Source organism: Tenacibaculum sp. nBUS_03 (assembly GCF_051201695.1).
In the GTDB taxonomy this organism is placed as follows: Bacteria; Bacteroidota; Bacteroidia; order Flavobacteriales; family Flavobacteriaceae; genus Polaribacter.
Genome location: NZ_CP179214.1, coordinates 2,623,787 through 2,645,010, shown reverse-complemented (window position 1 = coordinate 2,645,010; position 21,224 = coordinate 2,623,787). Strand labels below are relative to the sequence as shown.

Annotated in this window: 21 protein-coding genes; 1 reads left to right on the top strand and 20 read right to left on the bottom strand. The window is 30.5% G+C overall.

What is annotated here, in order from left to right:
* Positions 1-12: 12 nt before the first annotated feature.
* From ACMFBB_RS12250 to ACMFBB_RS12235, 4 genes are read right to left on the bottom strand one after another with little or no spacing between them, the layout of a single operon-like run.
* Positions 13-393, bottom strand: coding sequence for a DUF6168 family protein (locus ACMFBB_RS12250; protein WP_435261063.1), 381 nt, complete (start codon positions 391-393; stop codon positions 13-15).
* Positions 386-616 (bottom strand): AtpZ/AtpI family protein, encoded by a 231-nt coding sequence (locus tag ACMFBB_RS12245; RefSeq protein ID WP_435261062.1) that lies wholly within the window; start codon positions 614-616, stop codon positions 386-388. Before ACMFBB_RS12245 ends, ACMFBB_RS12250 begins: the two co-directional genes overlap by 8 nt.
* Positions 585-992: a bactofilin family protein gene (locus ACMFBB_RS12240; RefSeq protein ID WP_435261061.1), complete on the bottom strand. Its 408-nt coding sequence runs from the start codon at positions 990-992 to the stop codon at positions 585-587. Before ACMFBB_RS12240 ends, ACMFBB_RS12245 begins: the two co-directional genes overlap by 32 nt.
* A gap of 25 nt (positions 993-1,017) precedes the next feature.
* Positions 1,018-3,255, bottom strand: a complete 2,238-nt coding sequence (locus ACMFBB_RS12235) for a tetratricopeptide repeat protein (protein ID WP_435261060.1) — start codon at positions 3,253-3,255, stop codon at positions 1,018-1,020.
* Positions 3,256-3,600: 345 nt separating this feature from the next.
* Here ACMFBB_RS12235 and ACMFBB_RS12230 point away from each other — a divergent pair, with 345 nt between their 5' ends.
* Positions 3,601-4,482, top strand: coding sequence for a DUF2911 domain-containing protein (locus ACMFBB_RS12230; RefSeq protein ID WP_435261059.1), 882 nt, complete (start codon positions 3,601-3,603; stop codon positions 4,480-4,482).
* Between the two features lie 211 nt (positions 4,483-4,693).
* Here ACMFBB_RS12230 and ACMFBB_RS12225 read toward each other — a convergent pair whose 3' ends face one another.
* The 16 genes from ACMFBB_RS12225 to gdhA all read right to left on the bottom strand — a co-directional run bounded on the left by ACMFBB_RS12225 (position 4,694) and on the right by gdhA (position 21,093).
* Positions 4,694-5,245, bottom strand: a complete 552-nt coding sequence (locus ACMFBB_RS12225; RefSeq protein ID WP_435261058.1) for a cysteine hydrolase family protein — start codon at positions 5,243-5,245, stop codon at positions 4,694-4,696.
* A 106-nt stretch (positions 5,246-5,351) separates the two neighbouring features.
* Complete coding sequence (locus tag ACMFBB_RS12220) at positions 5,352-6,194, bottom strand: helix-turn-helix domain-containing protein (RefSeq protein WP_435261057.1); 843 nt, start codon at positions 6,192-6,194, stop codon at positions 5,352-5,354.
* Between the two features lie 80 nt (positions 6,195-6,274).
* Positions 6,275-6,970 (bottom strand): ABC transporter ATP-binding protein, encoded by a 696-nt coding sequence (locus tag ACMFBB_RS12215; RefSeq protein ID WP_435261056.1) that lies wholly within the window; start codon positions 6,968-6,970, stop codon positions 6,275-6,277.
* Between the two features lie 12 nt (positions 6,971-6,982).
* Entirely contained in the window at positions 6,983-8,461 is a 1,479-nt protein-coding gene (locus ACMFBB_RS12210) for a DUF5687 family protein (protein ID WP_435261055.1), read from the bottom strand.
* Positions 8,462-8,744: 283 nt separating this feature from the next.
* The gene (locus ACMFBB_RS12205; protein WP_435261054.1) at positions 8,745-9,656 is read right to left on the bottom strand and encodes an alpha/beta hydrolase; all 912 of its coding nucleotides are present in this window, start codon (positions 9,654-9,656) and stop codon (positions 8,745-8,747) included.
* A gap of 551 nt (positions 9,657-10,207) precedes the next feature.
* Positions 10,208-10,942 (bottom strand): DUF4837 family protein, encoded by a 735-nt coding sequence (locus ACMFBB_RS12200; protein ID WP_435261053.1) that lies wholly within the window; start codon positions 10,940-10,942, stop codon positions 10,208-10,210.
* Between the two features lie 7 nt (positions 10,943-10,949).
* Positions 10,950-11,198, bottom strand: a complete 249-nt coding sequence (locus ACMFBB_RS12195; protein WP_435261052.1) for a DUF4837 family protein — start codon at positions 11,196-11,198, stop codon at positions 10,950-10,952.
* Positions 11,199-11,203: 5 nt separating this feature from the next.
* Entirely contained in the window at positions 11,204-12,712 is a 1,509-nt protein-coding gene (locus ACMFBB_RS12190; protein WP_435261051.1) for a LysM peptidoglycan-binding domain-containing protein, read from the bottom strand.
* A gap of 46 nt (positions 12,713-12,758) precedes the next feature.
* The gene (locus ACMFBB_RS12185) at positions 12,759-13,520 is read right to left on the bottom strand and encodes an exodeoxyribonuclease III (protein WP_435261050.1); all 762 of its coding nucleotides are present in this window, start codon (positions 13,518-13,520) and stop codon (positions 12,759-12,761) included.
* The gene (locus tag ACMFBB_RS12180) at positions 13,520-13,747 is read right to left on the bottom strand and encodes a hypothetical protein (RefSeq protein ID WP_435261049.1); all 228 of its coding nucleotides are present in this window, start codon (positions 13,745-13,747) and stop codon (positions 13,520-13,522) included. The genes ACMFBB_RS12185 and ACMFBB_RS12180 overlap by 1 nt, the downstream gene beginning before the upstream one ends.
* Before the next feature lie 2 nt (positions 13,748-13,749).
* The gene (locus tag ACMFBB_RS12175; RefSeq protein WP_435261048.1) at positions 13,750-14,406 is read right to left on the bottom strand and encodes a 3-oxoacid CoA-transferase subunit B; all 657 of its coding nucleotides are present in this window, start codon (positions 14,404-14,406) and stop codon (positions 13,750-13,752) included.
* 2 nt (positions 14,407-14,408) lie between these two features.
* Positions 14,409-15,110 (bottom strand): CoA transferase subunit A, encoded by a 702-nt coding sequence (locus tag ACMFBB_RS12170; protein ID WP_093869620.1) that lies wholly within the window; start codon positions 15,108-15,110, stop codon positions 14,409-14,411.
* Positions 15,111-15,130: 20 nt separating this feature from the next.
* Positions 15,131-17,434: a transglycosylase domain-containing protein gene (locus tag ACMFBB_RS12165; protein ID WP_435261047.1), complete on the bottom strand. Its 2,304-nt coding sequence runs from the start codon at positions 17,432-17,434 to the stop codon at positions 15,131-15,133.
* Positions 17,434-17,937, bottom strand: a complete 504-nt coding sequence (locus ACMFBB_RS12160) for a gliding motility lipoprotein GldH (RefSeq protein WP_435261046.1) — start codon at positions 17,935-17,937, stop codon at positions 17,434-17,436. The genes ACMFBB_RS12165 and ACMFBB_RS12160 overlap by 1 nt, the downstream gene beginning before the upstream one ends.
* Positions 17,918-19,483, bottom strand: a complete 1,566-nt coding sequence (gene ricT / locus ACMFBB_RS12155) for a regulatory iron-sulfur-containing complex subunit RicT (protein ID WP_435261045.1) — start codon at positions 19,481-19,483, stop codon at positions 17,918-17,920. The genes ACMFBB_RS12160 and ricT overlap by 20 nt, the downstream gene beginning before the upstream one ends.
* A 266-nt stretch (positions 19,484-19,749) precedes the next feature.
* A complete protein-coding gene (gdhA, locus tag ACMFBB_RS12150; RefSeq protein ID WP_435261044.1) occupies positions 19,750-21,093 on the bottom strand; it encodes an NADP-specific glutamate dehydrogenase in 1,344 nt (447 codons plus the stop codon).
* Positions 21,094-21,224: the final 131 nt, after the last annotated feature.

Genomic DNA, 21,224 nt, shown 5'->3' with positions numbered 1-21,224 from the left:
TAAACCTGGAAACTATTTGCTGTTCAATAGTTTTGAAACTGCAATTGCCTCAATAATTAAAAATAAAAACAACGGAATTACCAATGAAAACCTTTCTGGCTTAGTAAGTTGTTCGTTGTTAAAAACGGAAGCTTGAAAAACTAACACGAAAAAACCTATTTTTAAAAAAATAGAAGCTAAATATGCATAACCTGCCTGATTTGGTATTTTATATGCTACTAATTCAACTATAAGATATACTATAGTTGCTGCTATTGCATGGAATGCGTACACTCCTAGTAGTGAAAATGATAATTGAATTTCTTTACCTGTTAAAACGTAATTATGTGGAAAATAACTTATTACTAACACGATAAGCATTACAGCAAGAAAAAACAAAATTCGTTTAATCATTGTTTTTTGATATTTTTGTAACTTGTTGAATAACGGAGAACATTGCTAAAAAAACTGCGCCAAGTGTGCATATCTTGGTATACAAACCTCCTTCATTTTGATATTTAGCGTCTAACCATTCACCTAGTAAATTTCCTAGATAAATGGTTAAACCCATTTGAAAAGCTATAGTAGTGAACCGAAGATATTTATTAAGCTGTTTTTTCGGTAGATTTTTGCTCATTTTTCTTTAATTCTTTTACTGCTCCTTTCATTGAACATGTTGCATTAAAAGTTGCCCCAGGTTCAACAGATAACTTACCTATAACAACATCTCCAGTTATATTAGCTGATGTTTTTACAGTTAACGTGTTTGAAACCTGTAAGTCTCCAGAAAATTTCCCTTCAATATCTGCATTAGTACAATCTGCCTTTCCTTTTATGAATCCAGTTTCGCCAATAATAATTCTTCCTTTAGTTTCAATGTTACCTTCTAATGTACCATCAATTCTAAAATCGCCTTCAGAAATTATATCTCCTGTAATTTTTGTATTCTTTCCAATTACATTTCTTTCTGAAACAGATTTAACACTTGTTTTTTTACTTTCTTTACTGAACATATTTATGGGGAGTTTATAAGATTTTTTATTTTTTTAATTTCTTCATTATCTCTTTTGCTTTTTTTCCTTCAGTAGTGTTTGCATAACTCAAAGACACAAACTCTAGGGCTTTAGCATACGCCTCTTTGTCTTGGTATTTACCTATTGACAAGGCTTTGAGGAGTGCTAATTTAGGGATTAAATTTGAATTTTGTATTGAGGGCGAAAACTTATCTATTTCATCAACTGTTTCTTCAAATTTATTTTCTTTATATAAATAATAAATTTCTTTATATTTTTTTACTATTTGATCTTCTTTTTTATTTTCAAGTAACTTTTTATTTGGAGACTTTATTACTTGTGCAAATTTAGTTTCAGGGTACTTATTTAATACAATGTTTTTATATTCATTTGCTTTTTCTGGATCATTTATCTCACTATAAATCTGATACAAATGGTAACAAATTGCCAGCTCCATTTTATCGTCTTTTCTAAGATTTTTTAGCTTTTCAAGGTTTTTTATTGCTAATTCAGAATTTTTAAATTGTTCTTTATAAATTAACCCTAATTGGTATAATGCTTCATTTCGGTCATCACTCAATTTGCTAATATCTTTTGAATCTGAAGGAATAGCGTCGAGATAAGTAGTTAATTCATACCTTGGGTCTACCTTTGGCTCTGAAGAGGCTTCCTCGTCACCTAAACTTTCTTCACTACCACCTGAATTTTTATCTGATAATCTCCAATTATCTTCTAATGGTCGGTTTCCCCAAACTCTTTCAAAGGAAACTTTACCAAATGCTACACTTTGTGTGTTGTAAAAATACCATTTCCCTTTTTTAGAACGATTATTGGTTCCGATGCCACCAAATGAACTTCCAAAGTTTTGAGAGTTCAACATTTGTTGTTTATTCTCTTCATCTTCTTTTTTTATTTTTTCAATATATTTTTCAAAAAATGATATTTGCTCGTCTTTGCTCATAGCAATGAGGTTTAAAATACTATCATTTATTTTCACAGTTTCTTCAAACGTTCTCAACGTAGTTAACCCCTTATTTTTTCTACGTATTCTTCGTATTCTTTTTTCCTGATCAAACTTTTTTGATGTAACCTTTAAAACACTATCATAATAAGCTCCTGCTAAAACATATTCTTGCTTATTAAAAGCAATATTACCTAATTGCTCATAAGTATAGGTTTTTTGATAATCATCATTGTTTTTAGCTTCTAATGATTTTTTGAAGTAATCAATGGCATTCTCTATTTTATTTCTACCTACCTCTAAAACTCCAGCCTGATAATATAACACATTTAAAAACTTACGATTATCTGTATTTTTAATCAGCTTTTTCAATCTACTCAAAACCAACACAGATGAAGAGTCATTTGCGGTGTTTTTAGCCAATTCAACGTTTGCTCGTATTCTATATTTATAAGGTGCTTTTTTATAATCAGCTAGTTTTTCAAACACCATTCTAGCTGAATCCTTTCTATCCAATTCACTGTAAATTTGACCCAAAACAAACATATTTCTAGCAGACTGCTCTTTGTTTTTAAATATAGTAACAGCTTTTGTTAAATGTTCAATTACTTTTTGAATCGTATCTGTCTTTGCATAAGCCATGGCCATAGCCGTATGTGCTTGTTCTCTTATTTCATTAGGGAGTTTTTTTTCATTTTCTTGAACTTCTAATAAAAACTTCAACGATTCTATCGCTAGCTTTTCATTATCTAAACGAATGTTTGTTTTGGCCCTCCAAATTTTAGTTTCATTAATTAAACTAGCGTTTGGATAATTTGCAATCACGTAATTAAAAGACTCTATGGCAGGAATAAAACGTTGTGTATAATACCGTGCTTTTCCTAATAATAAATAGGCATCATCTATTTGACGATTTTTTTCATAACCATCAATATTCATGGAGTGCTTTTGAATAGCTTTTACAGCCTTTTCTTCTGCCTTTTCAAAATTAGTAAGGTTTTTATTTTCTTCTTCAGTATCATCGTTACCAAAACCACTACCTGGTTTTAAAGATAACTGTTGTATTTTTCTATCATCAAATGTAATCGGCTCAATAGCTAATCGTTTCCAAAAGTTATCTTTATGTTTGTTTTCAATTTCTTCAAGACCTTTTAAATACGCTTGTTCCCCATTAAATAAGACATTATATTTAGTAGTTAATGCATGGAAGTTACGGCTAATAATAGTATTTTTTTTCACACTACATGACACCATGATAGCCAGAACAATACTGAAAACTAATATATTGGATAGTTTTTTCATAAAAAATTACGCATTTACTTTAACAACAACTATACCTTTAAGTTATTGTGTAAATGCGTAAAAATAACAATAAAAAGGAAAAAAGTTAAACAACTACTCCTAAATCTCAGTTTTACATCAAACAAACATTGACACTATAACTTTTTAATGGATAACAAACACAGAACTGTGATATTTAAATTACAAAACATTGTAGAAAGTTTTACAGAAAAAAGATGCTATGCTGTACGATTGAATTACATCATTATAATTTTAACATTTTATCATAAAGTTTTCATAAAAAAACAAAATTAACAAAATAAAACAATGACATACAGTACCTTAACCCAATAAATTACATGTATTATGAAAACACTTTATAAATTAATTTTCCCCATTATCTTGATAACATTTAATTACAATTCGTTTGCTCAAGATGCTTTGATGAACCTCAAACTCCCTAAAAAAAGTCAAAAAGGAAAAATAGAACAAACCATAGGTTACTCTGATTTTGAGATTAAGTATTCAAGACCAAGTATGAAAAACAGAAAAATCTTTGGTAAACTAGTTCCTTTTAACACTAGGTGGAGAACTGGAGCAGATGAAAGAACAACTCTAAAAGTAAATACGCCTTTTATAATTAACAAAGACACAATTCCTGCTGGTAAATATGCCATATTCACCGTTCCAAAAAAAGATCAATGGGAGTTTATACTTTACTCTGACCATGAAGGTTGGGGATGGTTTAGAAACTGGGATGAGTCAAAAGTAGTTTCAAGAACGACTCACAAATCGAAATCACTCCACGATACAGTTGAAACATTTACCATTAACTTTTCTGATTTAAAAAACAACCTAGCTGGAAATCTAAATCTTGTATGGGAAAACACCTTAGTAACGATTCCGATAAAAGTACCTACTGAAAAAATAGCAAACAATAAAATTACCAAATTCATGTCACCACATGAGGTGAATTATAGAGGAATCGCAGTGTATTATCTTTCCAATAACGTAGAACTGGATAAAGTAATTGAAATTTCTGATAAAATTTATGAAATTAATAAAGGAACATCTACCGCTTTTTGGAGTTTTCATTTCAAAGCAGTTGCATACAATAAAATGAATAACAATCAGAAAAGAGACATCGAAATTAAAAATGGGATGGATTTTATAGATACCTTAAAAGATGTATCACAAGAGGCTCGAGATTGGTACAAAGCAGTTATTCAAAAGAATGAAATGATATAATACTGTGATTTCAAAAATTCTTTTCTTTTCAGCATACTGAACATAGTAACTATAATACTATAGTTACTATGTTTTTCAACAACTTATCTTAGTTTCTATAAATACGTTTCAACACATTACCTTTTTCTAGGATAAAAAATACTGACCTTTTATGCTCTACAATTAAAATTATCATAAAGCATGTTAATTTTTGAAACCAAACTTTTAAAAGTTAATTTTTTAACTCAATGATCTCAGCGGTTGTTAAAACATCAGCATACGCAAATTTTAAAGCAGCCATGAATGCAGCGTGTACTTGTTTAGCAGGAACTTTTACACCATTAAACTCTAAATCTAATGTTGCACAAGCGTCATGTGCTACGGTACACTTATAACCAAAATCATTTGCCGCACGAGTTACACCATCAATACACATGTGGCTCATTGCTCCACATATTAAAATACTATCTACCTCATTTAAGTCTAATAGTTCTTTAAGGTTTGTCTCTCTAAAACTATTAATTTGATGTTTCAAAACAACAGGTTCACTATCTAAGTTTTTTACACTTGAGTGTATTTCAGCACCTTTTGTATTAGGTTTAAAGAAAGGAGCATCATCAGTTGGGAACTCATGTCGTACATGAATTATAGGCATTTCATTATTTCTAGCGTATTTTAATAATTTAGAGGCATTTTCTGCTGCCTGCTCTGTACCAACTAGCTCCCAATTTCCTCCTTTAAAATAATCATTTTGTAGATCTACAACAACTAAAGCTGTTTTCATTATATAATTTTTTATGTTTATTATACAACAAAATTACTTTAAGGATATATAGTAAACTTTGTTCTAAAGGTTATAGTTTTTGCTCTAAAGGTTAGCAAAAAAGAAACTACACTCTTGATTTCAAAGGACTTGTTTTATACAAATTCTTATACACTTTTGAAAAATGAGAGACGTTCTCGAAACCACACTGAAAGGCTATCTCAGAAACAGGGTCATTTGTTGTAATTATCAAATAGTTTGCATGTTTAAGTCTACGATTAATTAACCATTTCATAGGTGAAGTTTTAAATTGATCTTTAAAATCTTTTTTGAAGGTACTCAAACTACGTCCTGTTTGTTTTGCCAGTGTCTCTAAACTAAGTGTCTGTGTAAAATTCTTTTCCATGTAATACCGCAAGTCTACTTTTTTATTATTTACCAAATACTTTAAGTAAGTCACGTACACTTTATCTTTATTTCTATCCAATATCTGTAACAAAATTTGATGCAATGAAAACTTTATAATACAAGACTTATATTCTCTATTACTAGTAAATGCATTTACAATTTCTTTAATATTTGACTGGATAAATGCTGTTGTTTTAAAAGTAAAAGGAGAAACTTGTTCATCGACCTCTCTTTTTGTATGCGCAATAACATGTTCTTTTAAAAAATCAGTGATAAATGTATTTTCGAAAAAAAAAAGCAACCCTTTATAATCATGAGAAGTTTCAAAAATATAATTATCTCGTTTTCTAAACTGAACATCTCCATTTACAATAAACTGTTTATCAACAGAACTAATTACACCTCGCTTTCCTGACAACACAATTTCTAAACAATGAGATGTTTGTAAAACACTTTTATATTCTGAAACGTTACTAGTATCAATATAAAAAACTAGTAATTCTTTTCTTAAACTCTCAACAGAAGGGAGTTTTTCTTTTAAATCTTTTGGGAACTGAAACATCGGAACGAATAAAAATACTAGAAAGTTTCCTTCGAGGGCTATTAATTTAGCTTGAAAAGAATCTCTCTTTGTTTCATAAATTAATTAGAGAAATACTCTTCAAGTTCTTGTAATGTTTCTGCTGATGTATTAATGTCTTTTACAACATTTCCTTTATCTAACACAACTATTCGTTCACATACTTCCGTTACGTGGCTTAAATCATGACTAGAAATCAATACAGTGACCTCTTTATTTTCTGTAAGTTTTTTAATAATCGTTTTTAGTCTAATTTGTGTAGTTGGATCTAAGTTAGCGAAAGGCTCATCTAAAACAACTACTTGTGGGTTCCCCATCATTGCTGCAATAATTCCAACTTTTTTCTGATTTCCTTTACTTAAATCCCTTAAATATTTTTTCTTTCCTAAAATTTCATCGTTAAAAAAATCTTCAAATTGACTTAAATAGCTTTTAACATCTGCTTTATTCATTGCTCTTAAATCACCAACAAATTCAAAATATTCCTGTGGTGTTAAGTATCCTATTAAAAAACTTTCATCTATAAATGAACCCGTAAATGTTTTCCAATCTTCACTTTTATTAACTAATACATTATTATTAAAGATTTCACCAGTAGTTGGGCGAATTAAATCTAAAAGTATATTAAAATATGTTGTTTTTCCTGCTCCATTGTTGCCAACTAATCCAAATGACTGTCCTGTTGGAATTTGTAATTCTTCTATAGTTAAAACTTGAGCGTTCCCGTATTTTTTAGTAAGGTTTGTTACTTGTATCATAATGTTTTCTAATTAGTTTTCTTGATCAAATGCGTGAATCATAGCATACTTATTAGCTATGTATTTGTTAGTAATAGCTTTCATTATTTTTTGGTGAAATACAATACCTAAAAGCCCTAAAATAATTAATGAAATAATAGCAATTTCAAAATTTACCAACCAATTTATAAGACCAAATATTCCCATTGGAATTAGCATTAGTGGAATACCTATTATCCATTGAACTACACCTGTTCCTTGATAATTAAATGCAGCTTTTTCATCTAAATTAATTTTCTTACGATTAAACGTACCTCCATACATAATTAAATGCGTATTAACACCTATATTATATATGGCAGCAGCAAAATGTGCCAATAAAATTTTCCATCCAAAATAAACATATGGTATTCCTAATACGAAAAGGATGATCACACTCATGCTCATTAACATAAACTTTGATTTTAAATATCGTTCATATTTAAAATTTTGACTCATTATCATTTTATAATATCCACTATCCCAAGCTGGAATAAATTGACCAAAATTTATTAAAAAAATCCCAGTAGTAAATATTCCAATGAAAGCAAAGAAAAATTCTTTATCAGCATATTGAGGTTGCGGATAAAAAAACAACCCATACAAAAGGCCTATTATCAACATCCATAAAGTAGACTTTGTTCTTTTATTTCGCATAATTAGTTTTAAATCTAGTTGCATAAATGGAGCAATATCTCCAAAACGTTCTGTCCAAGTATAATCTGATGTTTTTGCTTCTTCTACCTTGTTTTGTACTGCAGAGTCTAAAAACAAATTACTTTTTAAAATTATATAATTCGCATAATATAAAACAGCTAAAACTAAAAGAGGAATAGAAATTAAAATTGAATTATTCGATATTCCTAAAATACCTTTTGAAACCAAGCTAGAAAAAGAAACTATATTAAAATAATCTAAAGCAAATAAACCTGATGAAATGGCTATCAATGGTAAAAAAGATAAATCACTTTTAGCACTTGCATTTTCTATTATGAAATTCAAAAAATTAATGATCAGAACTACTACAACCATAGTTAACATCCATGTAGAAATTTGAACTATATCATATCCCTTTGTTAATAAAACACAACCAAAAGGAATTATTGCAAACAACGGTAAAAAATTAAAAAATGAAATCGCAGATTTGCCTAAAACATAATTAATAATCTTATTCTTTTTTACAGGTATAGTTAATAGTGGTTTTATTGTCATTACTGGCAATTTCTGAAGAAAAAATCTTGCAATTAAATCACCCATAATCCAAAAAAACAAAAATTCATTAACTATTATAAAAGGATCTTTTTCAGGAAATATTTTTTTTAACGCTGGAAATATCCCAATTCCTAAAAACAGGAACATTATAACAAAATAAACAGCAAAAAAACCTAGTAAAATTTTAATACCAATACTTCTTTGCCAGTATGATGAACGAAAGTATTGTTTCCATTCTAAATCTAAAAAGCGTGTAATCATGTTTGATTAATTATTTAGTTGATATTTATAAGTCTATGATTTATATTTTTTGTTACAAAAAAATACTTCTTTTAATTCTTTAGTTAATACGATTAACCTATCAATCCATGCTAACTATCTAGGCTAAAGTTTATGTTCACATACTAAATCAGTATAGATATAAGAACTAAAAAATAGATTGAATGTATTTACTAAAATAGTTTTTTAAACAATAAATACCCAATGCTATCATTGGGTATTTTATTGTTGTCATTTTTTCCATAAAGAGGTTCATTAAATGACTTTAACTATTTTTTGTAATTTCTTTAAAAATATAATCAAAAAGTTCGTCGTCATCATTCACCAAGTTTTCTATGATTGAAAGATGATCTCTATTATGAACAACATGTAAATTACATGATTGTCCATCTTCCAATAGTTTGTCTTGGTATTCCTTTGTTTGCCTAAAAAACTCAGCTGTATCAAATTCAGGTAAAATTAAGTGGATTGGACATAATTTACTTTTAGAATTACCAAGTAACTGTGGACTTACATGTATTGCAGATTCAAGTGACATGTTAATCTCATCATTAACATAACTATTTAATAAATAACGAAGATCAAATAATCCAGCAAGAGAAAAAACAGCCTTTATTTTATTTTGTGCTTCATCAGGTAAATTATATTTACCCCATTCTGTTTTATGTAACATAGACACTAGGTGTCCTCCAGCTGAATGACCAACCAAATATACTGCTTGAGATTTTTTCTCGAAGGCTTCATGAAGAATAGTTGCTACTGCCTCTTCCATTTGATTTATAATAGACTCTATTGGTTTATCATTATCCCAATCTTGAGCCATACGATAGCCAGGCATGTATACTGCTAATCCCTTTTCATTGAAGGGTTCTGCTAAAAAAGAAAATTGTTCTTTAGAAAACCATTGCCACCAACCACCATGGATATACACGACAATAGGTGCGTTGTCAGGAACGTTATTTGGACGAAAAACATCAATTTCTCCCAAAGATTCATCTTTACCGAAAGGGATCACTTGGAGATTATCTCCAATTCTATCTCTATATGAATTACTTTCTTTTGTTGTGAAATCAATATGACTAGGAAGTAAATCGTTTGTAGGTAATCGCCTAGTCCATAGTATTGGATTGTATTGACGATCTGTTTCTTCTCTTGAAAATTTACAAATTTCTTTCATTTCTTTAGGATTTTAGATTAATACAAATAAATGAAAAGCCTTAGGTAGTTGTTGGTGACATTTATCACACTTCAAAGTATTATATTCAATTTATGAAGTAAGTAAACTGTTTCGAATCACTAAGTTTATCTTAAAGATTTGTTTGGTTTTTAAAAATGCACATAACTACATTTTTGAAGGTTTATAATACTCAAGTATACAAAATTCAAATAGTGAATAGATAAGTGATTGTGATAGTTTATAAATAGTATTAAAAGACAAGTGTTCCAGAATTAGCATAATATATACCTTAAAAAAATTAAACTACATCAAAGTATATTCTTTAACTATCGTGTTAAATGAATGTGTTAAAATCATTAGACATTCAAAATACTTTGATTTATTATTGATAAGACAAAAGAAAAGTATTTTCTTATTTAAACTATCTATTAAAACTAACGATCATATGATATCGCAAAAATAATTTTACCTTTTTTGAATTTTTCTTTTATCAAAAAAACAGGCCCATTAAACAAATTAATGAGCCTGTTTTAATATCTTTAGAATATACCCTATTTTATCTTCATTGACTTAGCAATAGCTTCTAATTCAAATATAAAATTTCTTTTATTTACTGAAGGTGCATAAGTAAACCCTTCGAAAACTATTAATCTATTGTTTTTTTTATCAACTACCGTATAATTTAAAAAAGGCCCTGCCATGAAATCATTTTTAACTTCCCATTTCCCTCTCGTTTCGTAGGCCATTTTTCCATCAATTTCAGCTTTGTAAGTAAAAGGTGTATAGGCTTGTTCAGTTATCATGTACATTCCTTCTTTGCTTCCTGGGATATGTTTTTTACCAATAGAATCTCTGACTATAGTAATATTATCAGCAACACTTTCTTCATTTAACAACGGAACACTGTAAATTAAAATATTATTTGTCCCATCACCTCTTGCTATTCCACTTTTTAAATGTTGACGAAGCCATAAAAAGTCTCCAGTATCATCTACTAACTTAAACCTTTTTGGAATATCAATTGTAATTCCTAAGTTTTGTACTGTTTTAAACTTAGTCTCATCAATACGATTTTTCTTAAAAATATTTTGAACAAACTTAATATCTTCTTTTTGAAAAATTTTAATTATTTCTTTACCTCTTCTATTAATTAAATTTACAATACCTTGTTCATTTTTTGCAGTAGCATAAACAATAACTTGAGGAGCGGCATATTTATTTCTTTCAACAGAAATGCTTTCTTTTTTCCCTTTTTTTATAAAAAGAATTGCTTTAACGTTTCTCATAAATGAGTTAAAGCCCGAAGATTACTATCTGGCTTACTGAAATTAATGTTTCTGGCTGTGGAAGCCCAACTTGGTGTTCACCAAAAACAGTACGTATTTCGTCTCCTATTTTACCCGACCAATCATTGCCTTTAGTCACCACCAATATTTTATTTATATTCCCTACTGATGTTGGTAATATTACACTAGATTTTGTTCCTTTTTCACAAGAAATTAACAAAAGTGTAACTATTAAAAATGACACTATTTTTTTCATACCTGTTAGCTTTTAAATATTTTAAGTTTCATACCTGGTTTGAGATTTTTTATACTCCAAATATTATTCCATTCTTTAATTTGTTCAGCAGAAACTTTAGGATATTTTTTAGCAATCTTCCACAATGAATCTCCATCTTTAACAATATATACCTCATGCTTTCCTTTAGGAAGTTTATTTTGTTGTTTTGAAACCTTTTTGGGAATCGCTAATTTTTTAGGATAAATACTTAAACGTTGTCCTATTTTTAATCGATGTGAACGCATTCCGTTCCACCTTTTAATATCTTTTATTCGTACCCCAAATTTATTTGCAATTTTACCTAAATAATCACCGCTACGTACTTTATAACGTATGCGCTTATCCATTTCAAAATATTTAGGTAAAGGCTTTTCTCTTTTACTATCATCTTGATCAGCTAATGCATAAATTTCCTTTTCTTTTTCTATAAAGGTAATCATTTCTTTACGAGGAATACGAACAGCATAACTTCTATTTTCAATAAATGGTATTATATCTAATTTATAAGCAGGGTTTAAAAAAGAAATTAGATCAACATCAATACCTGTTGTCTCAGAAATTTGATCAAAACTTATCGTTCTTTTTACATGGATAGTATCAGTTTCAAAATGATAAATTTTTGGTGCTTCAGGGTATAAATTATGGTTCTCAGCATATTCAAAAATATACATTGTAGCATAAAATGCAGGAACGTACCCAGCAGTTTCTCTTGGTAAAAAAGGTCTAATATTCCAATAATTTTTATATCCTCCAGATCGTTTTATTGCTTTTGAAACATTTCCTGGACCAGAATTATATGCAGCTAAAGCTAAGTCCCAATCACCAAAAATTTTATACAACTGACTTAAATACTTACAAGCCGCAACAGTAGATTTAACAGGATCTTGGCGCTCATCAACATAAGAACTTATTTTTAAATCGAATTGCTTTCCTGTACCGTACATAAATTGCCATAAACCAGTAGCACCAACATAAGAACGAGCACTAGGGCGAAGCGCAGATTCAACTATCGCTAAATATTTCATTTGTAAAGGAACATCATACTGATCAAGGTATTGTTCAAACATTGGAAAATAATACTTGGCCTTAGCCATTAAAGCTGGATAATATTTTTTCCTATACTTTAAATAACTGTTTATAACCTTATCTAATGACGGGTTATATGCTAAATTAAATGGGGTGTTAGCATTTAATTCAACCAATCGCTTTTTAAGTAATTCAGTTGATAAAATTTTAGTTGAATTCCCAATAACATCTTTATCATTTATTACATATTGAACACTATCAAACAATGAAGAATTAAACTTTTCTTCTACTAATAAACTATCAATTTTTTTTAAATCAGCATCTGAAAAAAGAGCTTGTATTTGTCTACTTTTCAGGGTGTCTTTCGTTATAGAAATAGAATCAACAGCTATTTCAACACTATCAATAGGCTGCTGTGCAATAATTGTTCCTGTAAAAATTAATAGTAGTTTAAGTAAAATTTTCATTGTAGTTCTTTTAAAAAGAAGGGTATTTCAAAAAATTTAAATTTAATTATACATCTAATTCAACCACAATAGGGCAGTGATCAGAGTGCTTTGCTTCTGGTAAAATATAAGCTCTGGTAATTTTTTCTTTCAACGCTTCGGTTACCATAGCATAATCTAATCGCCAGCCTTTGTTATTCGCTCTAGCATTTGCTCTATAACTCCACCAAGAATATTCTTGTCTTTCAGGATTCATAAAACGAAAACTATCTACAAAACCGCTATCTATAAATCTTCCTAACCACTCTCTTTCTTCAGGTAAAAATCCTGAAACTCCTTTCATTTTGGGATTATGAATATCTATCTCTTCATGACAAATATTATAATCGCCACAGATAATTAAATTAGGAATTGATTTTCTCAACTCTAAAGTATATTCTAAAATCTTATCCATATAACTAAATTTGTAATTCAAACGAGCACTATTAGTTCCAGAAGGCAAATACATACTCATAATAGAAACATCATCATAATCTACCCTAAGATTTCTTCCTTCAAAGTCCATCATTTCAATTCCTGTTCCATATTCTACATGTTTAGGTTCTTTTTTACAAAAAACGGCTACTGAAGAATACCCTTTTTTTTCTGCTGAAAACCAATAATGATATGGATACCCAGCATTTTCAAATTCGGTTACATCTAATTGTTCTTTATGTGCTTTAGTTTCTTGAATACAAATTACATCTGGATTTGCTTGTTGCAACCAATCTAAAAATCCTTTCTTTAAAGCTGCTCTTATTCCGTTTACGTTATATGAGATTATTTTCATTAATCTAAGAAAATAGGTTTTTTAAGAAAAACCCAAGTTAATTGAGTTTTTTCTCCTGTTTGAGTTTGAATAATCTTTTTTCTAGGTGATAAAAAATAGGCTAAAGCAACCGCTATTGCAATTCCTAACCATGACGGTTCTATTTGTATGCCTTTATCAAAAATAAGGATAAATAGAATCGCTAATATGGGATATATTCCTCTATAAAACTTTTTAATAAATATCATTTTTAAATTTCCATTTCTGGAACATCTCCATTAACTACCAATGTTCCTTCAGTAGCCTTTTGAATTTCTTCTACGCTAACTCCTGGGGCTCTTTCTAACAAATGGAATGTATTATCCTTTACTTCTAATACTGCTAAGTTAGTCACTACCTTGGTAACACATCCTACTCCTGTTAATGGTAAAGAACATTTTTTTAATATTTTAGACTCTCCTCTCTTATTAGTATGCATCATAGCAACAATAATATTATCAGCACTTGCTACTAAATCCATTGCTCCACCCATTCCTTTTACCATTTTTCCAGGAATTTTCCAATTAGCTATATCTCCATTTTCAGCCACTTCCATTGCGCCTAAAATTGTAAGATGTACATGTTTTCCTCGAATCATTGAAAAACTGGTAGCAGAATCGAAAAAACTTGCACCAGGCATTGTAGTTATCGTTTGTTTACCTGCATTAATAATATCAGCATCTTCTTCTCCTTCAAATGGAAAAGGCCCCATACCTAATACTCCATTTTCACTTTGAAATTCTACTTCTATATCCTCTCTAACAAAGTTAGCTACTAAAGTAGGTATTCCAATACCTAAGTTAACGTAATACCCGTTTTTAACTTCTTTTGCAATGCGTTTTGCTATTCCGTTTTTATCTAAAGCCATAATTAGTTTCTTTGTCTTACTGTGCGTTGTTCAATTCTCTTTTCATATTTTTCTCCTTGAAAAATACGCTGTACAAAAATTCCAGGTATATGAATTTGATTTGGATCCAACTCACCAACCGGAACTAACTCTTCTACCTCAGCAACAGTAATTTTTGCTGCTCCGCACATATTCGGATTAAAATTTCTTGAAGTACCTTTAAATACTAGATTTCCTGCAGCGTCACCTTTCCATGCTTTTACAAAAGCATATTCAGCTTTAAATGCAGGCTCTAACACATACATTTTACCATCAAACTCACGTGTTTCTTTTCCTTCAGCTACTTCAGTACCATAACCAGCAGGTGTGTAAAATGCAGGAAATCCTGCTTGTGCAGCTCTACACTTTTCAGCTAAAGTTCCTTGAGGAGTTAATTCTACTTCTAATTCACCTGATAACATTTGACGTTCAAATTCGTCATTTTCTCCAACATAAGATGAAATCATTTTTTTTATTTGACGGTTTTGTAATAATAAACCTAATCCGAAATCATCAACACCAGCATTATTAGAGATGCATGTTACCTCTTTAACACCTAATCTTACAAGTTCAGCTATAGCATTTTCAGGAATTCCACATAAACCAAACCCACCTAGCATTAGTGTCATTCCGTCACTAACACCATCAACAGCTTCTTGGACATTATTTACTTCTTTATTAATCATATTCGTTGTTTGTTACTGTTTTAAAAATCTGTATCTTCTTCTTCCTTCTTTTCTTCTTTCTTTTCCTCCCCTTTCTTTACCTCTGGTTCTTTTTCACAATCAATATTAATCGTCAACTCTCCGGAAGGTTTTTCAAAATCTTCTTGGCTAATATTTAAAGTTTTATCTTCATAACATTTTTTCATAAACAACCCCCAAGTGGGTAATGACATCGTTGCTCCTTGTCCTAAACCAATACCATAAAAATGTGTTGCTCTATCTTCACCTCCAGTCCAAACTCCAGTTGCTAAGTTTGGAACAATCCCCATAAACCATCCATCAGATTGATTTTGTGTAGTACCTGTTTTTCCTGCTATAGGGTTCGTAAACTTATAAGGAAAACCTGTAGTTGCTTCTTTTCTTTTTGTCCATGATGAACGAAGCCTTGCTCCTGAACCAGACAAAGTAACACCCTTCATTAAATCTAAAATAACATACGCAGACTCTTCACTTAAAACCTCTTTGGTTTCTGGTACAAATTCTTGTAAAACTGTACCATTTTTGTCCTCTATACGAGTAATCATCATAGGACTAACACGTAAGCCTTTATTGGCAAAGGTTGAATATGCACTTACCATTTCCATTAATGACAAATCGATAGCTCCTAATGCTATAGACGGGTTTGCCTCTATTTTTGATTTTATCCCTGCAGATTGAGCCAAACGAACAACATTAATTGGTGATACTTTATCAATCAAGTTTGCTGTAATAACATTTGTTGATTGTGCTAAACCTTTTCTTAATGTTAACATCCCCCCATATTTATTATTTGAATTTTTAGGAGTCCAGTCTTTTGGCATTCCATATTTTTCTTTAGGAATTGTATATGGAGTATTAGGTAATTTATCGCAAGGCGACATTTTTAATTGATTAATAGCTGTAGCATAAACAAAAGGTTTAAAAGTAGAACCTACTTGACGTTTTTGTTGCTTCACTGCATCATATTTAAAATATTTATTATTGATTCCTCCAACCCATGCTTTTATATGTCCAGTTTGAGGCTCAATAGATACTAAACCTGAACGTAAAAAATATTTATAATAACGAATAGAATCATAGGGGGTCATGACAGTATCACGTTCTCCTTTCCAAGAAAAAACTCGCATATCTGTTTCTGTTTGAAAAGCTTTATCTATTTCCTTTTCAGATTTACCTGCAGCTTTCATTCTCTTATAACGATTAGAGTTTTGTTTTGCCCTCCTTATTGTGCTCGCTATTTCAGACTTATCTAAATCATAAAAAGGAGCTGTTTTATTATTCTTTTGTTCTTTATTAAAAAAAGATTGAAGATTTGCCATGTGAGTCTTTAATGCCTCTTGAGCATATTGTTGCATACGAGAATCAATGGTTACATATACTTTTAACCCATCTTTATAAATGTTATAAAACTCTCCGTTCTCTTTAGGGTTATTTTTCGCCCATTTTTTCAAAAACTGCTTCAAGTTTTCTCTAAAATAAGTAGCTAAACCATCACTGTGACTTTCAGGTGTAAAACTTATTTTTAATGGTAATTTTTGTAATGAGTCTTTCTCTTTATCAGTTAAAAATCCATTTTTTTTCATTTGAGAAAAAACAACATTTCTACGCTGTAAAGATTTCTTTTTTGAAACTTTTCTGTATGGATTATATTGTCTTGGATTTTTTAACATTGCTACTAGAATTGCAGACTCTTGTAAATCCAAATCTTTAGGTTCTTTTCCAAAATAAATGCGAGCTGCAGAACGTATACCTGTAGCATTAAAAAGAAACCCTTGTGTATTTAAATACATCGTTGCAATTTCTTCTTTTGTATACTGACGTTCTAATTTTACTGCAACAACCCATTCTTTCATTTTTTGAATAATGCGTATTACAATATTTCTTGAAGCTCTTCCTGTAAAAAGGTTTTTTGCTAATTGTTGTGTAATAGTACTTGCTCCTCCTCCGGCTCCAAATTTAGATACTGCTCTTGCTAAACCTTTAAAATCGATACCTGAATGCTCATAAAAACGTTCATCTTCCGTAGCTACTAAAGCCTGCATTAAGTTTTTTGGTAAATCTTTAAACTTAATTGGAGTTCTATTCGCTTTCACGTAATATTTACCTAATGTTTTTCCATCAATAGAAATTACTTCAGTGGCTAAATCACTCTTCGGGTTTTCTAATTCTTCAAATGATGGCAACTCTCCAAAAGCTCCCCATGATGCCAATAAAAATAGCAAGCAAATAAAAAGAAATCCACCTAAAATGATTCCCCAAAACCATTTAATGTATTTACTAAAGTTTGTTGTTTTTTCTTCTGTCATTATTCTGTTTTTTCAATTCTAAATCCAATATGGGTAAGACCTTCAAGTTCTTCTATTCCATCAATACTACCATTTTTTCTCATAGATTGACGTACCTTAAATGTGTAGATTCCTTTTGTTGGAAATGTAATATTTTCTTTATAAAAAAGTTTATTATCTCTAATATCTAAAGCTCCCTCTCCTAAGAACTTCCCAGTCACATCAGCCATATCATATTCTAAAGTATCAGTGATTACATTTCCATCAGGGAAGTTAATTTGAGCAATTACAAATAAATTACTGAAAGGGTAATCTTTGTTATTTCTAACATTAATAAAAAGATTATGCTTTTGTATTGTATCTGTTGCTGTAAAAGAAAATTGTAATGTATTATGCTTACTCCATTTTTGATTTGATATTGGTAAATATTCATCAAAAACTCTTTTTTTATCACACGAAATGAATAAAAAAGTTAGTATAGAAAGTATTACTATTACACTACTTTTATTTATTATCTTCAGCATTTTTGTTACCGTTATTATTTCCTTTTTTATTATTATTTCTTCTTCTTTGATTATTTGGCTTATTTCCGGTAGCCTTTTTTTGTTGGTTAGGGTTTTTACCCTTTGGTTTACTCTCAGGTGTTCTTTTTTGTTGATTAGGTTTCTTCTTCACCTCTCCTTTTGACTTTTGAACACCTTGTGGATTTTTTTGTTGATTAGGATTCTGTTTAACCTGTCCTTTTTGTTTAGTATTTTGTGTTCTTTTTTGCTGATTAGGACTTGTTTTCTGCTTTACTTCTCCTTCTTTAGGCTTATTGTTTCTAGCTCTATTTGGCCTTGGCTTTCTATTGTCTGGCTTTTGCTTATCAGTTGCTGTTTTATTTGGCCTAGACTCTTTAGCTCTGTTATCTTTTGATCTGTTATTACTAATTCTTTTTCCTCTTCTTTTATTTCGTCTTGGTTTTTTTGGAGTATCAAAACGAGTTAAGCTATCTTGTCCTACTACATTTTCAAAATCAACTTTTGGCTCTTCTACAATTTCTGACTCATATTCTTCTAACGGAGAAGCTAATTCATTATTGGTATTTAATTCAATAATTTCTTGAGTTTGCTCTAATGATATTCTAAACCATTTAAAGCTCTCCTCTTTGTATGTATACCAAAGTAGCCCTTTAAAAATATCCATCTTTACAAAAACAGCATCACCTTTTTCTGTTTTAAGAACTAAATCTTGTTTCGGAAACTTTTTTAAGGCATCTAAATAAGTGTCTAACTCAAAATTTAAACAACATTTTAATTTACCACACTGACCTGCAAGCTTTAATGGGTTTAAAGACAACTGTTGGTAGCGAGCTGCAGCTGTATTAACTTTTCTAAAATCAGTTAACCATGTTGAGCAACATAGCTCTCGTCCACAAGAACCAATACCACCTAACCTAGCGGCTTCTTGACGCATCCCTACCTGGCGCATTTCTACCCTAATAGAAAAAGCACTCGCTAAATCACGAATTAATTGACGGAAATCTACTCTATCATCAGCAGTATAATAAAAAGTAGCCTTAGTACCATCTCCTTGATACTCGACATCTGACAATTTCATTTTCAGTCCTAATTTACTAATAATCTCTCTTCCTTTCCTTTGCGTTTCTTGTTCTCTTTGCCTAGCGTTTTGCCAAACATCAATGTCTTTTTGAGATGCTTTTCTGTATATCTTTTTTACCTCATCACCCTCAGCATCAATTTTTCTCTTTTTCATTTGTACTTTTACAAGCTCTCCTGCCAAAGAAACTATTCCTACATCATGTCCTGAAGTTCCTTCTACAGCAACTATATCTCCCATTGAAAGAGTTAGCTTCTCTAAATTTTTGTAAAAGTGTTTTCTTCCGTTTTTAAAACGTACTTCATAAATATTAAAAGGTGCTTCACCTGTTGGCAAAGTCATATTCGATAACCAATCAAAAACAGCTAGTTTATTTCCGCTTCCACAAGATCCTGTAGCACAATTCCCATTGCTTTTACACCCCTTAGGAACGCCGTTTTTGTTAGTTGAGCAACCGCTACAACTCATAATTTATATGTATATTTTTTAGAATGCTTTTTAAATCTGAATACTTCTCAGTATCAAAAAACATTTTATGTTATTGATTTACAGACACATAAAAACAATGTCTAGAATCTTCTCTTAATCAGTAAAGATACATATTATAACGGAATGTGAAAATTGATTTTTTTATTTACCATGTTCTTTTTTTGGGCAACTAAATACCTTCAAAGAAAAAAGCCTTATAAATTAAAATTTATAAGGCTTTTAAATATTTTTTGTGGCTTTTAAAATTACACTACTCCTTGATCTAACATTGCATCAGCTACTTTTACAAAACCAGCGACATTAGCTCCTTTAACGTAATCTACATATCCATCTTCTTGAGTACCATACTTTACACAAGCTTCATGAATACTATTCATAATACCGTGTAATTTACTATCTACTTCTTCACGTGTCCATGACAAACGTAATGAGTTTTGAGACATTTCTAAACCAGAAGTTGCTACTCCTCCTGCATTTGAAGCTTTTCCTGGAGCAAATAAAATTTTTGCTTCTTGAAATACTTCAATAGCTTCTGGTGTTGATGGCATATTGGCACCTTCAGCTACACAAATACATCCATTTGCCACCAAAGTTTTCGCTTCTTCTCCATTCAACTCATTTTGAGTTGCACATGGCAAAGCAACGTCACATTTAACACCCCAAGGTCTTTCTTTTGCAAAGAATTTAGCTGATGAATACTTTTCAAGGTATTCACTAATTCTTCCACGACGAACATTCTTGATCTCCATAACAAATGCTAATTTCTCAGCATCTATTCCTTCTTCATCATAAATGTACCCTGAAGAATCAGATAAAGTAACCACTTTAGCACCTAATTGAGTTGCTTTTTCAGTTGCATATTGCGCCACATTTCCTGAGCCTGAAACCGCTACTGTTTTCCCTTTAAAAGAATCTCCTTTAAAATTCAACATGTTTTCAGCAAAATAAACATCACCATAACCTGTTGCTTCTGGACGGATTAAAGAACCTCCCCAAGAAGCTCCTTTCCCTGTTAAAACACCAGTAAATTCATTACGTAAACGCTTATATTGACCAAACATAAATCCGATTTCTCTTCCTCCAACACCAATATCTCCAGCTGGAACATCCGTATTTGCTCCTATATGACGAGATAATTCAGTCATGAAAGATTGACAAAACTTCATCACTTCATTATCCGACTTTCCTTTAGGGTTAAAATCAGATCCACCTTTTCCTCCACCCATTGGTAATGTGGTTAATGAATTTTTGAAAACTTGTTCGAATCCTAAAAACTTTAAGATTGATAAGTTTACTGAAGGGTGAAAACGTAGCCCTCCTTTATATGGACCAATTGCAGAGTTAAACTCTACTCTATAACCTCTGTTTACTTGAGTCTCTCCATTATCATCAACCCAAGGTACTCTAAACATTAAAGTGCGCTCTGGCTCAACCATTCGCTCTAATAACTTTTTACCTTGGTATTTTGGATTGTTTTCTATAAACGGAATTACAGTTTCTGCTACCTCATGTACAGCTTGCAAAAACTCTGGTTCGTATGCATTACGTTCCTTAACGTAATCCATAAAAGCATTTATTTTAGATTCCATAAATTAATTGTTGTGTTATTATTTTAACAATTTTACTCGGCAAATATAATTAATTTACAATTTCTTAAATTTGATTTTCTAGTTTATTTTTCACTTTTCTACATCGTTTTCGTTATTAGCTGAAATCTCCT

What these genes read in the sequence shown, in the direction of transcription:
- ACMFBB_RS12195 (WP_435261052.1), bottom strand. Translation starts at nt 11,198, where the DNA reads ATGAAAAAAATAGTGTCATTTTTAATAGTTACACTTTTGTTAATTTCT.
- ACMFBB_RS12235 (WP_435261060.1), bottom strand. Translation starts at nt 3,255, where the DNA reads ATGAAAAAACTATCCAATATATTAGTTTTCAGTATTGTTCTGGCTATC.
- ACMFBB_RS12175 (WP_435261048.1), bottom strand. Translation starts at nt 14,406, where the DNA reads ATGGCTTTAGATAAAAACGGAATAGCAAAACGCATTGCAAAAGAAGTT.
- ACMFBB_RS12180 (WP_435261049.1), bottom strand. Translation starts at nt 13,747, where the DNA reads ATGATATTTATTAAAAAGTTTTATAGAGGAATATATCCCATATTAGCG.
- ACMFBB_RS12160 (WP_435261046.1), bottom strand. Translation starts at nt 17,937, where the DNA reads ATGCTGAAGATAATAAATAAAAGTAGTGTAATAGTAATACTTTCTATA.
- ACMFBB_RS12205 (WP_435261054.1), bottom strand. Translation starts at nt 9,656, where the DNA reads ATGAAAGAAATTTGTAAATTTTCAAGAGAAGAAACAGATCGTCAATAC.
- ricT (WP_435261045.1), bottom strand. Translation starts at nt 19,483, where the DNA reads ATGAGTTGTAGCGGTTGCTCAACTAACAAAAACGGCGTTCCTAAGGGG.
- gdhA (WP_435261044.1), bottom strand. Translation starts at nt 21,093, where the DNA reads ATGGAATCTAAAATAAATGCTTTTATGGATTACGTTAAGGAACGTAAT.
- ACMFBB_RS12165 (WP_435261047.1), bottom strand. Translation starts at nt 17,434, where the DNA reads ATGACAGAAGAAAAAACAACAAACTTTAGTAAATACATTAAATGGTTT.
- ACMFBB_RS12170 (WP_093869620.1), bottom strand. Translation starts at nt 15,110, where the DNA reads ATGATTAATAAAGAAGTAAATAATGTCCAAGAAGCTGTTGATGGTGTT.
- ACMFBB_RS12210 (WP_435261055.1), bottom strand. Translation starts at nt 8,461, where the DNA reads ATGATTACACGCTTTTTAGATTTAGAATGGAAACAATACTTTCGTTCA.
- ACMFBB_RS12185 (WP_435261050.1), bottom strand. Translation starts at nt 13,520, where the DNA reads ATGAAAATAATCTCATATAACGTAAACGGAATAAGAGCAGCTTTAAAG.
- ACMFBB_RS12230 (WP_435261059.1), top strand. Translation starts at nt 3,601, where the DNA reads ATGAAAACACTTTATAAATTAATTTTCCCCATTATCTTGATAACATTT.
- ACMFBB_RS12245 (WP_435261062.1), bottom strand. Translation starts at nt 616, where the DNA reads ATGAGCAAAAATCTACCGAAAAAACAGCTTAATAAATATCTTCGGTTC.
- ACMFBB_RS12240 (WP_435261061.1), bottom strand. Translation starts at nt 992, where the DNA reads ATGTTCAGTAAAGAAAGTAAAAAAACAAGTGTTAAATCTGTTTCAGAA.
- ACMFBB_RS12215 (WP_435261056.1), bottom strand. Translation starts at nt 6,970, where the DNA reads ATGATACAAGTAACAAACCTTACTAAAAAATACGGGAACGCTCAAGTT.
- ACMFBB_RS12220 (WP_435261057.1), bottom strand. Translation starts at nt 6,194, where the DNA reads ATGTTTCAGTTCCCAAAAGATTTAAAAGAAAAACTCCCTTCTGTTGAG.
- ACMFBB_RS12200 (WP_435261053.1), bottom strand. Translation starts at nt 10,942, where the DNA reads ATGAGAAACGTTAAAGCAATTCTTTTTATAAAAAAAGGGAAAAAAGAA.
- ACMFBB_RS12250 (WP_435261063.1), bottom strand. Translation starts at nt 393, where the DNA reads ATGATTAAACGAATTTTGTTTTTTCTTGCTGTAATGCTTATCGTGTTA.
- ACMFBB_RS12225 (WP_435261058.1), bottom strand. Translation starts at nt 5,245, where the DNA reads ATGAAAACAGCTTTAGTTGTTGTAGATCTACAAAATGATTATTTTAAA.
- ACMFBB_RS12190 (WP_435261051.1), bottom strand. Translation starts at nt 12,712, where the DNA reads ATGAAAATTTTACTTAAACTACTATTAATTTTTACAGGAACAATTATT.